The sequence below is a fragment of the Roseivivax sp. genome (assembly GCF_054552075.1).
The window spans coordinates 1-12,154 of sequence record NZ_JBTOLZ010000016.1 but is presented as its reverse complement, the minus strand read 5'-3'; the positions used below and the strand labels follow the sequence as shown (position 1 = coordinate 12,154).

Annotated in this window: 13 protein-coding genes; 7 read left to right on the top strand and 6 right to left on the bottom strand. The window is 68.2% G+C overall.

Going from position 1 to position 12,154, the window contains the following annotated elements; genetic code table 11:
• Positions 1 to 149 precede the first annotated feature (149 nt).
• Complete coding sequence (locus ACX938_RS12740; protein WP_232753010.1) at positions 150 to 305, top strand: hypothetical protein; 156 nt, start codon at positions 150 to 152, stop codon at positions 303 to 305.
• Here ACX938_RS12740 and coaD read toward each other — a convergent pair.
• The 3 genes from coaD to ACX938_RS12725 all read right to left on the bottom strand — a co-directional run bounded on the left by coaD (position 302) and on the right by ACX938_RS12725 (position 2,277).
• On the bottom strand, positions 302 to 796 hold the full coding sequence (coaD, locus tag ACX938_RS12735; RefSeq protein WP_232753179.1) for a pantetheine-phosphate adenylyltransferase: 495 nt from the start codon (positions 794 to 796) through the stop codon (positions 302 to 304). The two genes, ACX938_RS12740 and coaD, sit on opposite strands and share 4 nt — an antisense overlap.
• 92 nt (positions 797 to 888) lie before the next feature.
• Complete coding sequence (locus ACX938_RS12730; RefSeq protein WP_232753011.1) at positions 889 to 1,323, bottom strand: CBS domain-containing protein; 435 nt, start codon at positions 1,321 to 1,323, stop codon at positions 889 to 891.
• Between the two features lie 60 nt (positions 1,324 to 1,383).
• Positions 1,384 to 2,277 (bottom strand): LysR family transcriptional regulator, encoded by an 894-nt coding sequence (locus ACX938_RS12725; protein ID WP_459431335.1) that lies wholly within the window; start codon positions 2,275 to 2,277, stop codon positions 1,384 to 1,386.
• Between the two features lie 123 nt (positions 2,278 to 2,400).
• On the opposite strand from ACX938_RS12725, the gene ACX938_RS12720 reads away from it, so the two are divergent.
• Positions 2,401 to 3,903 (top strand): CoA-acylating methylmalonate-semialdehyde dehydrogenase, encoded by a 1,503-nt coding sequence (locus ACX938_RS12720; protein WP_232753013.1) that lies wholly within the window; start codon positions 2,401 to 2,403, stop codon positions 3,901 to 3,903.
• Positions 3,904 to 3,966: 63 nt separating this feature from the next.
• Here ACX938_RS12720 and ACX938_RS12715 read toward each other — a convergent pair whose 3' ends face one another.
• The gene (locus ACX938_RS12715) at positions 3,967 to 4,644 is read right to left on the bottom strand and encodes a hypothetical protein (RefSeq protein ID WP_459431334.1); all 678 of its coding nucleotides are present in this window, start codon (positions 4,642 to 4,644) and stop codon (positions 3,967 to 3,969) included.
• A 240-nt stretch (positions 4,645 to 4,884) separates the two neighbouring features.
• On the opposite strand from ACX938_RS12715, the gene ACX938_RS12710 reads away from it, so the two are divergent.
• The 5 genes from ACX938_RS12710 (at position 4,885) to ACX938_RS12690 (ending at position 9,495) form a co-directional block, all read left to right on the top strand.
• Positions 4,885 to 6,030 (top strand): acyl-CoA dehydrogenase family protein, encoded by a 1,146-nt coding sequence (locus ACX938_RS12710; RefSeq protein WP_232753014.1) that lies wholly within the window; start codon positions 4,885 to 4,887, stop codon positions 6,028 to 6,030.
• A complete protein-coding gene (locus ACX938_RS12705) occupies positions 6,027 to 7,085 on the top strand; it encodes an enoyl-CoA hydratase/isomerase family protein (RefSeq protein WP_459431333.1) in 1,059 nt (352 codons plus the stop codon). The genes ACX938_RS12710 and ACX938_RS12705 overlap by 4 nt, the downstream gene beginning before the upstream one ends.
• Positions 7,082 to 7,960: a 3-hydroxyisobutyrate dehydrogenase gene (gene mmsB, locus ACX938_RS12700; protein ID WP_459431332.1), complete on the top strand. Its 879-nt coding sequence runs from the start codon at positions 7,082 to 7,084 to the stop codon at positions 7,958 to 7,960. The genes ACX938_RS12705 and mmsB overlap by 4 nt, the downstream gene beginning before the upstream one ends.
• 181 nt (positions 7,961 to 8,141) lie before the next feature.
• Positions 8,142 to 8,594 carry a c-type cytochrome gene (locus ACX938_RS12695; protein WP_232753017.1) on the top strand — a complete coding sequence of 151 codons (453 nt, stop codon included), beginning with the start codon at positions 8,142 to 8,144 and terminating at the stop codon, positions 8,592 to 8,594.
• Between the two features lie 10 nt (positions 8,595 to 8,604).
• The gene (locus ACX938_RS12690; RefSeq protein ID WP_459431331.1) at positions 8,605 to 9,495 is read left to right on the top strand and encodes a c-type cytochrome; all 891 of its coding nucleotides are present in this window, start codon (positions 8,605 to 8,607) and stop codon (positions 9,493 to 9,495) included.
• Between the two features lie 70 nt (positions 9,496 to 9,565).
• On the opposite strand, the gene lipA is transcribed toward ACX938_RS12690, so the two are convergent.
• Complete coding sequence (lipA, locus tag ACX938_RS12685) at positions 9,566 to 10,516, bottom strand: lipoyl synthase (RefSeq protein WP_232753019.1); 951 nt, start codon at positions 10,514 to 10,516, stop codon at positions 9,566 to 9,568.
• A gap of 236 nt (positions 10,517 to 10,752) precedes the next feature.
• Positions 10,753 to 11,754: a DUF6456 domain-containing protein gene (locus tag ACX938_RS12680; protein WP_459431330.1), complete on the bottom strand. Its 1,002-nt coding sequence runs from the start codon at positions 11,752 to 11,754 to the stop codon at positions 10,753 to 10,755.
• Between the last annotated feature and the right edge of the window lie 400 nt (positions 11,755 to 12,154).

Below are 12,154 nucleotides of genomic sequence, written 5' to 3'. Positions count from 1 at the left end.
CACAAATTAACCCAACAAAACCAATGCCCTACACCCTCTCCCCGCCATGCACTTTTTGCATGGCGGCTTCCGCCTCAGCGAAGTTGTGCTGCGACGCAGCACGCATAAGTTAGCGCCAACAGAGACGAAGACTTCGAAGGAGATGCGAGATGGCATTTTTCGAAACGCTGAACGACCGCCTGCGCAAGCGCGCCGCTTTCCGCCGCACCCGCCACGAGCTGGAGGGCCTGCCGCTGGAGACCCGCGTGGACCTCAACATCAACGGTCGCGAACGCGACGTCGCGCGCAGCGCCGTCTACGGCTAAGCCCCGAACTTGCCCACCAGGGCGGTTCGAACCTCGGGGGTGACGAACTTGGTGACGTCGCCCCCGAGACGCGCGATTTCCTTCACCAGCTTCGAGGCGATGGCCTGGTGCCGGGCCTCGGCCATGAGGAACACGGTCTCGACGCTCGAATCGAGCGCCCGGTTCATCCCCACCATCTGATATTCATATTCGAAATCCGCCACCGCGCGCAGACCGCGCACGATGATCCCCGCGCCCACGTCGTTGGCGCAGTCGATCAGCAGATTTTCGAAGGGATGCACGACGATCTCGGTGCCGGTCTCCTCCGACAGCGGGCCGCATTCGGCGTGGATCATCGCGACCCGCTCCTCGAGATCGAAGAGCGGGCCCTTGTCGCGGTTGATCGCCACGCCGATCACCAGCTTGTCGCAGAGCCGCGCCGCGCGGCGGATGATGTCGATATGCCCGAGCGTGATCGGATCGAAAGTCCCGGGATAGAGCGCCGTCCGCATGGCCATGGCATTCCCTCGCGCCTGTCAGTTGTTCCGCGCACGCAACAATATTGCGCCGCGCATTGCAAGCAGGTCGCGCCCGGGCGCCCCTCTCAGTAGCCCATGATCATGCCCTCGAGGGCGTTTTTCTCCATTTCCAGCTCGGAGAGCAGCGCCTTGACCACGTCGCCGAGGGTGATCAGCCCGACCATCTTGCCGTTCTCGATCACCGGCATGTGGCGGAAGCGGCCCTCGGTCATCCGGCCCAGCACCTCGCGGGCGCTGTCGCCGCGGCTGCAGGTCTCGAGCTTGCGGGTCATGTAGCGCTCCACCGGCTCCTCCATGCAGCCGGGGCCCTGCACGCCCAGCTCGCGGACGATGTCGCGCTCGGACAGGATGCCGAGCGCGGTCTCGCCGTCCTCCGAGATGACCACCGTGCCGATGCGCCGCTCGGACAGGATCTTCGCCACGTCCTGCACCGGGCGATCGGGCCCGAGGGTGACGACGCCGTCATCGGCCTTGAGTTTGAGGATCTGCTGGACCTGCATGGGAGACCTCCCTCTCCGGGTAAGTTGGACCTTGAGCGTCCACGCGGCGCCCCCCGGCTGTCAAGTCAGACCTTCCAACCGCGCGACCTCGGCGCGAATCCCCTCGCTGAGGATCCGGGCGAAGCGGTTCAGCCGTTCCAGCCGCCGGTCGTCGGCGTGGCGCACCAGATAGAAGGACCGCGTGAGGCTCAGCGTCTCGGGCAGGATGCGGGTCATCCCCGGCGCCGTGGGCATGGCGAAGTCATGCACGATGCCCAGCCCCGCGCCCTGCGCCACCCATTGGAACTGCACCGAGGCCGAGTTCGAGGCCAGCGCCACCTGCTCGACCCCGAGCGCGCCGAGGTAGTCGAGCTCCTTGTCGAAGATCATGTCGGGGATATAGCCGACCACCCGATGCCCGCGCAGATCCGAGAGCGCCGCGATGGCAGGCGCCTCGGTGAGGTAGCCGCGGGTCGCCGCCAGGTGCAGGCGGTAGTCGCAGATCTTCTGCACCGTCAGCCGCCCCGCCGAGGGGGCCGAGACGGTGATCGCCATGTCGGCCTCGCGCTTGGAGAGGTTCACCACCCGCGGCAGCGCCACGATCTGCACCTCGAGGTCGGGGTTCTCCTCGACGATGCGCGCGCAGACCTGCGGCAGGAGGTAGTTCGCGCAGCCATCCGGTGCGCCGATGCGGATCTGGCCCGACATGCCCTCGGAGCGGCCCGCGACAGTCTCGGCGGCGGCCTGCATGGCCTGTTCGGCCTCCTCGGCATGGGCCAGAAGCCGGGTGCCCGCCTCGGTCAGCGCGTAGCCCTGCGGGCTCTTGGCAAACAGCGGCGCGCCCAGGTCTTCCTCGAGCCGGCCGATCCGCCGCCCGACGGTCGCGGGGTCCATGCGCAGGCTGCGCCCGGCGGCCGAGAGGCTCTCGCCCCGCGCGGTGGCGAGGAATATCCGCATGTCGTCCCAGCTGAACATCGTGCCTCCGCGCGCCGGAGCGCCCGCCCCTGCATTTTCGCAAATCCTTTTTGATGAGATGCCTCTTCTGCCCGCAAATTTGCAAGGCTAATCTCCGGCCAAACGAATCCCGGAGGACGGAAGATGAGCGCAGAACTGACCCATTACATCGACGGCGCGCATGTCAAAGGCGGCTCGGGCCGCTTCTCGGACGTGATGAACCCCGCCACCGGCGAGGTCTCGGGCCGCACGCCGCTGGCCACCAAGGCCGAGCTGGACGACGCCGTGGCCCGCGCCGCCGAGGCCCAGAAGGGCTGGGGCGCCACCAACCCGCAGCGCCGCGCGCGGGTGATGATGAAGTTCGCCCAGCTCATCAACGAGCATATGGACGAACTGGCCGAGCTGGTCTCCAAGGAACACGGCAAGACCCTGCCCGACGGGCGCGGCGACGTGCAGCGCGGGCTCGAGGTGGTCGAGGTCTGCATGGGCGCGCCGCATATGCTCAAGGGTGAATACACCAACGACGGCGGCCCCGGCATCGACCTTTATTCGATGCGCCAGCCGCTGGGCGTCGTGGCCGGCATCACGCCCTTCAACTTCCCGGCGATGATCCCGCTCTGGAAGATGGCCCCGGCGCTGGTCGCGGGCAACGCGATGATCCTCAAGCCCTCCGAGCGCTGCCCCTCGACCTCGCTGCGTCTGGCCGAGCTTCTGAAGGAAGCGGGCCTGCCCGACGGCGTCTTGCAGGTGGTCAACGGCGACAAGGAGGTGGTCGACGCCATCCTCGACAACGAGACCGTGCAGGCGGTGGGCTTCGTCGGCTCGACCCCGATCGCGCAGTACATCTACGGCCGCGCCGCCAACAACGGCAAGCGCGCCCAGTGCTTCGGCGGCGCCAAGAACCACATGATCGTCATGCCGGATGCCGACATGGACAAGGCCGCCGACGCGCTGGTCGGCGCGGGCTTCGGCGCGGCGGGCGAACGCTGCATGGCGATCTCGGTCGCCGTCCCGGTCGGCGAGGAGACCGCCGAGGCGCTGCGCGAGCGGCTGGTGCCGCGCATCGAGAAGCTGCGCGTCGGCCCCTATACGTCCGAGGACGAGGTCGACTACGGCCCGGTGATCACCGCCGCCGCCAAGGAGCGCATCGAGAAGCTGATCGGCTCGGGCGTGGACGCGGGCGCCGACCTGGTGGTCGACGGGCGCGGCTTCAAGCTGCAGGGCTACGAGGACGGCTTCTTCGTCGGCCCCTCCTACTTCGACCACGTCACCCCGGAGATGGAGATCTACAAGGAAGAGATCTTCGGCCCGGTCTTGAGCCAGGTCCGCGCCGGCTCCTACGAGGAGGCGCTGAAGATCACCATGGACAACCCCTATGGCAACGGCTGCGCGATCTTCACCGCCGACGGCGACACCGCGCGCGACTTCGCGCACCGGGTCAATGTCGGCATGGTCGGCATCAACTTCCCGATCCCGGTGCCGCTGAGCTACCACACCTTCGGCGGGTGGAAGAAATCGGCCTTCGGCGACCTCAACCAGTACGGGCCCGACGCCTTCCGCTTCTACACCAAGACCAAGACCGTCACCTCGCGGTGGTTCTCGGGCATCAAGGAAGGCGGCGAGTTCAACTTCAAGGCCATGGACTGAATACTGGACGAGAGGCGGGTTCCGGCCCGCCTCTCGTCTCCGTCACACGGTGACCCGTCCGAACTACTCGTCTTCGGCGGGAACGAAGTCGCCTGACACCGCAAAGATGCGATCCGTCTCGCGTTCTTCCTCGTAGGGAGCGATCTTACCTTGGATGACAGCTGGACCCACTCCGAAGGCGAAGCCGACATCGCCGCCGCCAACCACCGACTCGACGAATTTGGCGCGGGCAATACCGGTCACGACCATATAGGGCTTGTTCCTGGGCAGAACGGACTCGCGACACTGCTCTCCGAGGTTTTTCAGGATCCAGTCTTCCGGACTTCCGCTGTCACCGGAGAACACACGCTCGATGGTGTAACCCGTGACTTTGATTTTCCTGTAGGGATAGGTCCAGTCCTGCCCCAAGACGTTCACAGTGAAGGAGGCACCCAGAAGGCTGTCTTCAATAATCCGCTCTTCAGGGACACGCGCCTTTCGCATCTCTGAAATCGTTTCGATCAGGCTGGTATCGCGCTCGCATATCTGGCGGACCTGCCCTTCCCTCACGTTGTAAATTCCAGGAGTGGTAATGAAATTCGCCCTGAAAGGATCAATGTGGAATGCACCTTTTCCGAGCGCTTTCTCGGCGACCGGATTGGTGACTGGGGTTGGAGTATTGTACGGGCCGCGATCTGGTTGGGGCCCGCAGCCGATAAGCACCAAGATCGGAACGAGGGAATACAGTTTCACGCGTCGCATGTTTCAACTCCTGTACAATAGGGTTTGGAAAAAAGGTGATGAACTGAATTGGGCCTTACCTAACGTTAGGTCGCTTATTCGGATCAAGGAAAATCGACAGCCGCTGCGGTCTCAAATCGCAACGGCCACAACTTCAGATGGGTCCTCTGACCCGTCTGGGCGGCAACCGCGCTTGCACATGGACAGCGCGGCTGCCACAACAATTAAACACTTGTTCATTTACCGGAAGGGAGGCCGATAATGGACTTCACGCTCTCCGAGGAAGCGCAGGCCATCTTCGACATGGCCCAGAGCTTCGGCGCCGACCGCATCGCCCCCAACGCCCTGGCCTGGGAGAAGGACGGCACCATCCCCAAGGAGCTCTGGCCCGAACTGGGCGAGCTGGGCCTGGGCGGGCTCTATGTCTCCGAGGAGGCCGGCGGCGCGGGGCTCTCGCGGCTCGACGCCACGCTGGTCTTCGAGGCGCTGAGCCAGTCCTGTGCCTCGGTCGCGGCCTTCCTGTCGATCCACAACATGTGCGCGGCGATGATCGACCGCTACGGCTCCGACGAGATGAAGGCCCGCGTCCTGCCCGACGCGGTGGCGATGAAGACCGTGCTCTCCTACTGCCTGACCGAACCGGGCTCGGGCTCGGATGCGGCGGCGATGAAGTCCAAGGCCGAGCGCACCAACGAGGGCTACAGCCTGACCGGCACCAAGGCCTTCATCTCGGGCGGCGGCTATTCCGACGCCTATATCGTCATGGCGCGCTCGGGCGAGGACGGGCCGCGCGGGGTCTCGGCCTTCCTGGTCGAGGACGGCACCGAGGGGCTGAGCTTCGGCGCGCTCGAGGACAAGATGGGCTGGCGTTCCCAGCCCACGCGCCAGGTGCAGATGGACGGCTGCAAGATCGGCGCCGAGAACCTTCTGGGCGAAGAGGGCCAGGGCTTCAAATACGCCATGGCCGGGCTCGACGGCGGGCGGCTCAACATCGCCGCCTGTTCGCTGGGGGCCGCGCAGGCGGCGCTGGACGCGACGCTCTCCTACATGGGCGAGCGCAAGGCCTTCGGGCAGACCATCGACCAGTTCCAGGCGCTGCAGTTCCGCCTCGCCGACATGGAGATCGAGCTCGAGGCCGCGCGGGTCTTCCTGCGCCAGGCCGCCTGGTCGCTCGACCAGAAGCACCCCGAGGCGACCAAGCGCTGCGCCATGGCGAAGAAATTCGTCACTGAAGCGGGCTCGCGCATCGCCGACCAATGCCTGCAGCTGCACGGAGGCTACGGCTACCTGGCCGACTACGGGATCGAGAAGATCGTCCGCGACCTGCGGGTGCACCAGATCCTGGAAGGCACCAACGAGATCATGCGCCTGATCGTGGCGCGCAAGATGCTGGAGGCTCGGGGATGAGCGAGGTTTCGATCCGCAAGGAAGGCCGCGCGGGCCGCATCACGCTGACCCGCGAGAAGTCGCTGAACGCGCTGAGCCACAAGATGTGCCTGCAGATCGAGGCGGCGCTTCTGGACTGGCTCGCCGACGAGGCGGTGTCCCTGGTGATCCTGGACGCGGCGGGCGAAAAGGCCTTCTGCGCCGGCGGCGACATCGCCGCGATGTATCACGAGGGCATCAAGGGCAATTACGACGCCGCCCGCGCCTTCTGGCGCGACGAATACCGGATGAACGCGCTTCTGGCGGAATACCCGAAGCCCATCCTGTCCTTCGCGCAGGGCTTCGTCATGGGCGGCGGCGTGGGCCTCGGCGGCCATGTCTCGCACCGGATCGTCGGCGAAAGCACCCAGGTCGCCATGCCGGAATGCGGCATCGGGCTGGTGCCCGACGTGGGCGGCTCGCTCCTGTTGTCCCGGGCACCGGGGCGGCTGGGGGAATACCTCGGGCTGACCGGCGCGCGCATGGGCGCGGGCGACGCGATCCATTGCGGCTTTGCCGACCGCTTCGTGCCCGAGGCCCGCTGGGAGGCGCTGAAGACCTCGCTTTCGGAGACCGGCGACCTGGCCGCGCTCGAGGCGGCGACGGCACCCGCACCCGAAAGCCCGCTGGCCGCCGAGCAGGACCGGCTCGACACGCTTTTCGGGTCGGGCGATCTGGCGGGCATCCTCGAGACCCTGCGCGCCGATGGCTCGGAGACGGCGGCCAAGGCGCTCAAGGGTCTGTCGCGGGGCTCGCCCCTGTCGCTGGCCGTCACGCTCGAGCTGATCCGCCGCCACCGCGCCGAGGCGCAGGACATCCGCGCCGCCCTGGCGCTGGAATACCGCGCCACGCATCGGGCCATGGACCAGGGCGATTTCCTCGAGGGCGTCCGCGCCCAGGTCATCGACAAGGACCGCAGCCCGAACTGGCAGCACGACCTCGCGGCGCTGCCGCTCGAGGAGGCCCGCGCCATGCTGGCGCCGGTGCCGGGGGTGGCGCTCGACTTTCACGCGCTCACTGAGGAGGCAGGAACATGAAGATCGCATTCATCGGGCTCGGCAACATGGGCGGGCCGATGGCCCAGAACCTGGCCCGCGCGGGCCACGAGGTGACCGGCTTCGACACCGCCACGGTGTCGCTCCAGGGGATCACCACCGCCACCAGCGCCACAGAGGCGGTCGCGGGCGCGGAGGTGGTCATCACCATGCTGCCCAACGGCGATATCCTGCGGCGCGTCGCCGACGAGGCGATCCCGGCCATGGCGTCGGGCGCGGTCTTCCTCGACTGCTCCACCGTCGACGTGGACAGCGCCCGGGCCGTGGCCGAGAAGGCCAGCGCCGCGGGGCTCCTGCCGCTCGACGCGCCGGTCTCGGGCGGGGTCGGCGGCGCCCAGGGCGGCACGCTGACCTTCATGGTCGGCGGCGACGCGCAGGGCTTCGAGAAGGCCAAGCCGCTCTTCGACATCATGGGCCAGAAGGCGGTGCATTGCGGCGCCTCGGGCAACGGCCAGGCGGCGAAGATCTGCAACAACATGATCCTCGGGATCACCATGATCGGCACCTGCGAGGCCTTCGCGCTGGCCGACAAGCTGGGCCTCGACCGGCAGGCGATGTTCGACGTGGTCTCGACCTCGAGCGGCTCGAGCTGGTCGATGAACACCTATTGCCCGGCGCCGGGCGTGGGGCCAAAGTCCCCCGCCGACAACGACTACAAGCCGGGCTTCGCGGCCGACCTCATGCTCAAGGACCTGCGGCTTGCCCAGGATGCGGCGAGCTCCGCCGATGCCGACACGCCGCTCGGGGCCGCCGCCATGGCGCTTTACGCCACCTTCGTCGAGGGCGAGGACGGCGCGGGCCGGGACTTCTCGGCCATGCTGCCGCGCTTCGAGAAGCGCGGGCACGACAAGGGCTGACCCTCTGCCTCGGCCCGGGGCTGCCGCGCGCGGTGCCGGGCCGGAGCTTTCTCTCCCACAGCGGCCCGGGCGCGTGACGCGCCCCCGCCTGACCCGGCGTCATCACGAAAGCGTTGCTTTCCTGAAACGGAAGCTCCGCCCTAGGCTTCCCGCACCGCTTGCCGCTTTCGGGAGATTTTCCATGAAGACCTTTGTTCTCGCCGCCGCGATCGCCGGGCTGGCTATGCCCGCCGTCGCCCAGGACTTCGACGCGCAGCTCAAGGCGCGCCAGGGCCAGTTCCGGATCCTCGCGATCAACCTCGGCATCCTCGGCGACATGGCCAAGGGCGAGGTCGACTACAGCGCCGAGGCCGCCCAGGACGCGGCGGATTCGATCCAGGCGATCTCCATGGTGAACCAGCCGCCGCTCTGGCCCGAGGGTTCGGGCGCGGATTCCCGCGACGGCACCCGCGCCAAGGCCGAGATCTGGGGCGATTTCGACGATTTCACTTCCAAGTGGGCGGCGCTCGGCGAACAGGCCACGGCGCTTCAGGCCAGCGCGGGCGATGGCCGCGAGGCGGTGGGCGCGGGGCTCCGCGAGCTGGGCGGCGCCTGCAAGGCCTGCCACGACAGCTACCGCGCCTCGCCCAACTGATCGGCCGGCGATGCTGCGCAAGGCGCTGGCCGCGGGCGCGACGCTCATCGTGCTGGCCGGGGTGGGCCTCTGGGTCACCCAGCCGCGCGCGGTGGAGGCCGCGCGCTACGCCGATCTGACCCCGGATGCCGCAGCCGGCGAGGCGGTCTTCACCGCCGCCGGCTGCGCCTCCTGTCACCATGCGCCCAAGGCCGAGGGCGAAGACAAGCTGGTCCTTGCCGGCGGGCAGGCCTTCGAGACCGAGTTCGGCACCTTCCGCGCGCCCAATATCTCGCCGCATCCCGAGGCGGGGATCGGGGCCTGGACGCTCGAGGACTTCGCCAGCGCCGTGACCCGGGGCACGACGCCCGGGGGCAGCCATTATTACCCTGCCTTCCCCTATGCCGCCTATGCGCGGATGGCGCCGCAGGACGTGGCCGACCTCTGGGCCTACATGCAGGAACTGCCGGAAAGCGCGGACACCTCCGCGCCGCACGAGCTGGGTTTTCCCTTCTCGATCCGGGCGAGCCTCGGCGGCTGGAAGATGCTTTACCTCTCGGAGGACTGGGTGGTCACCGACCTCGCCGAGGGTCCCGAGACGCGCGGGCGCTACCTGGTCGAGGCGCTGGCCCATTGCGGCGAATGCCACACGCCGCGGAACGCCCTGGGCGGGCTCGATCTTTCGGCCTGGCTGACCGGCGCGCCGAACCCCTCGGGCGAGGGGCGCATCCCGGGCATCACGCCCGGCACGCTGGACTGGTCGGCGACCGACATCGCCTATTACCTCGAGACCGGCTTCACGCCGGATTACGACAGCGCCGGGGGCCATATGGTCGCGGTGATCGAGAACTTCGCCAAGCTGCCCGCCGCGGACCGCGAGGCGGTGGCGGCCTATCTCAAGGCGCTGCCGGACGGGACGTGAGGGCGGAGACGAAAAACGCCCGGGACTAAGCGGCCCCAGTCGTTTTCGCGTTACTCTCGGACAGGCGCGCTCAGGCGCGGGCCAGCTGCGCCTCGCGGGCGGCGCGCAGCCGGGCGAAATCCTCGCCGGCGTGGTAGGAGGACCGCGTCAGCGGCGTCGCCGAGACCATCAGGAAGCCCTTGCCCCAGGCCGCCTTCTCGTAGCTCTGGAACTCTTCCGGGGTCACGAAGCGGTCGACCGCGTGGTGCTTGCGGGTCGGCTGCAGGTATTGCCCGATGGTCAGGAAATCGACATTGGCCGAACGCATGTCGTCCATGACCTGGTGCACCTCGGCGCGGCCCTCGCCGAGGCCCGCCATGATGCCCGACTTGGTAAAGACCGAAGGGTCGATTTCCTTCACCCGCTGCAGAAGCCGCAGCGAGTGGAAATAGCGCGCGCCCGGACGCACCGAGGGATAAAGCGCCGGCACCGTCTCGAGGTTGTGGTTGAAGACATCCGGCTTGGCGCGGACCACCACTTCCAGGGCCTCGGGGCCGCACTTCAGGAAGTCCGGGGTCAGGATCTCGATGGTGGTGCCCGGCGCGCGGTGGCGCACGGCGCGGATGGTCTGGGCGAAATGCTCCGCGCCGCCATCGTCGAGGTCGTCGCGGTCGACCGAGGTGATGACCACGTGGTTCAGCCCCAGCTTCTGCACCGCGTCGGCGACCCGGCCCGGCTCGAAGACATCCAGCGCATCGGGCCGGCCGGTGGCGACGTTGCAGAAGGTGCAGCCGCGGGTGCAGACCTCGCCCATGATCATCATGGTGGCATGGCCCGCCGACCAGCATTCGCCCACGTTGGGGCAGCCCGCCTCTTCGCAGACCGTGGTCAGGTTGTTGTCGCGCATGATCTTGCGGGTGTCGGCATAGCCCTTGCCGCCGGGCGCGCGCACGCGAATCCAGTCCGGTTTCTTCGGCTGGGGATTGTCGGGGCGATGGGCCTTTTCCGGGTGACGCTCTCCGGGGATCTTGAGGTCGCGCATCTTGAGGGTCCACGCAATTTCTTAATGGTTGTGGCGCAACATAAAGCCCAGCGGGCCGATTTGCCAGTGCTGCCGGCCGCATAACGGACATGCGACGCACCCGAGCGCCGTGACGAGTTCGGCCCGCGCCCCAGGCGGTATTGCGGCCTTTCCAGGGGCTTCGCGCGGCTCCGGGCGGCGCCTGCGTCACTTCCGCGCCGCGCGCCGCCCGGGCGGGCCGCGCGCCCTGCCCCGGCTCAGCCGATCATCTCCGCCGCCTGCCCTTCGTCCGAGCGGTAGAACTGCGCCAGCCGCTCCAGCGCGATGCGCAGCACCACCTTGCCCGAGCGCGCCGACCAGCCGAGCCGCTTCTCGATGGTCTCGATCCCCTCGAGCAGGCAGCAACACCGCAGCGCCACGTCGCCGAGCCCCGGGCCGAGCCGCTCCAGCACCGCGAGGAACCGCGCCCGCGCCGGGCCGTGGCCGGGCCCGGCCTGGGCCAGCGCGCGCTCGGCCGGGGTGCCGCGCAGGATCGCCAGCGCCGCGCGGGGCGGCACGCCCGAAAGCTCGAAATCCTCACGCAGGAGCCGCCCCGCCGTGACATGGCGTTCCTGCAGGAACGGCCGCCCGTCCGGGCTGCGCCGCCGCGCCAGAAGCGTCAGCGGCGCCTCTGAGGCGCAGAACCGCGGGCCCGGCGCGGGGTCGTCCTGCGCGCAGGGCCGGAGGGGCGTGCCCGGCGCCTCGGGCCCCTGCCGCGCCAGCGCCTGCCGTCCCGCCGCGGTGATCCGGTAGCGCGAGATCCGCCCGGGGCTCGCGCAGGCGATCCAGTCGCGCAGCGCCATGGCCTCGGCCTCCTCGGCGCGCAGGACCGCGAGCCGCGCGCTGGTGCCGCCCGCCTCGTCGCGGACCACCACCGCCTTGTCCATGTCGCGCGCCACGGCCAGCACCGCGCCCGGTTCGGCCAACCGCGCCAGCGCGCCGATCATGGCCTGTTCCGCCGCCTCGCCGCCGCCGCCCGCGCTTTTCGTCTCGAGCGCCGGCATCTCTCCGAGCCGCGTCAGCGCGGCATCGACGAGCGGATCGTCGCGACGCATCTCGAGCCGCCGGATCTGCCGCAGGATCGTCGAGGCATGCACGCCCGAGCGCCGCGCCAGGGCCCGAAGCGAGATCCCGCCCTCGGTGTGTTCCAGGTAATGCAGCGCCGCCGCGGGCACCCCGCCCGGAAAGCGCGCCGCGCGCGTCTGTTCTGTGACCGGCATCCAATTCCCCTCGCTCAAAAAGGCCCGGACCGCGAAAGCCGCTCAACCCAGGCGCGTTTCTCCACCCACGCGGCAAGGATGCCACATTCGAAAAAGTGTTTGTTTCCTGATCGTAAACAATTCTTAACCAACCGCGCGCTGCGGGATGCGCGCAACGCAACACCCGCTTGGGTTGACTAGACTTTCCGGGATGCAGCGGCGGATCGGGAGGTGAAGATGGGACAGGATATGGGGCCGGGCACGGCGGAAGGCACAGGGCTTGACCTGCTCCCCTGAAAAATCCGCGGTTTGAAGTTAGCCTGTTCTCCAAACGAGGAGACAGACGATGCGGAAAAGCCGTTTCAGCGAAGAGCAGATCATTGGCATCCTGAAGGAGCACCAGGCCGGCATAGGGGCCAAG

Coding starts and splice junctions, on each gene's coding strand:
- ACX938_RS12740 (WP_232753010.1), top strand. CDS start 150: ATGGCATTTTTCGAAACGCTGAACGACCGCCTGCGCAAGCGCGCCGCT.
- coaD (WP_232753179.1), bottom strand. CDS start 796: ATGCGGACGGCGCTCTATCCCGGGACTTTCGATCCGATCACGCTCGGG.
- ACX938_RS12730 (WP_232753011.1), bottom strand. CDS start 1,323: ATGCAGGTCCAGCAGATCCTCAAACTCAAGGCCGATGACGGCGTCGTC.
- ACX938_RS12725 (WP_459431335.1), bottom strand. CDS start 2,277: ATGTTCAGCTGGGACGACATGCGGATATTCCTCGCCACCGCGCGGGGC.
- ACX938_RS12720 (WP_232753013.1), top strand. CDS start 2,401: ATGAGCGCAGAACTGACCCATTACATCGACGGCGCGCATGTCAAAGGC.
- ACX938_RS12715 (WP_459431334.1), bottom strand. CDS start 4,644: ATGCGACGCGTGAAACTGTATTCCCTCGTTCCGATCTTGGTGCTTATC.
- ACX938_RS12710 (WP_232753014.1), top strand. CDS start 4,885: ATGGACTTCACGCTCTCCGAGGAAGCGCAGGCCATCTTCGACATGGCC.
- ACX938_RS12705 (WP_459431333.1), top strand. CDS start 6,027: ATGAGCGAGGTTTCGATCCGCAAGGAAGGCCGCGCGGGCCGCATCACG.
- mmsB (WP_459431332.1), top strand. CDS start 7,082: ATGAAGATCGCATTCATCGGGCTCGGCAACATGGGCGGGCCGATGGCC.
- ACX938_RS12695 (WP_232753017.1), top strand. CDS start 8,142: ATGAAGACCTTTGTTCTCGCCGCCGCGATCGCCGGGCTGGCTATGCCC.
- ACX938_RS12690 (WP_459431331.1), top strand. CDS start 8,605: ATGCTGCGCAAGGCGCTGGCCGCGGGCGCGACGCTCATCGTGCTGGCC.
- lipA (WP_232753019.1), bottom strand. CDS start 10,516: ATGCGCGACCTCAAGATCCCCGGAGAGCGTCACCCGGAAAAGGCCCAT.
- ACX938_RS12680 (WP_459431330.1), bottom strand. CDS start 11,754: ATGCCGGTCACAGAACAGACGCGCGCGGCGCGCTTTCCGGGCGGGGTG.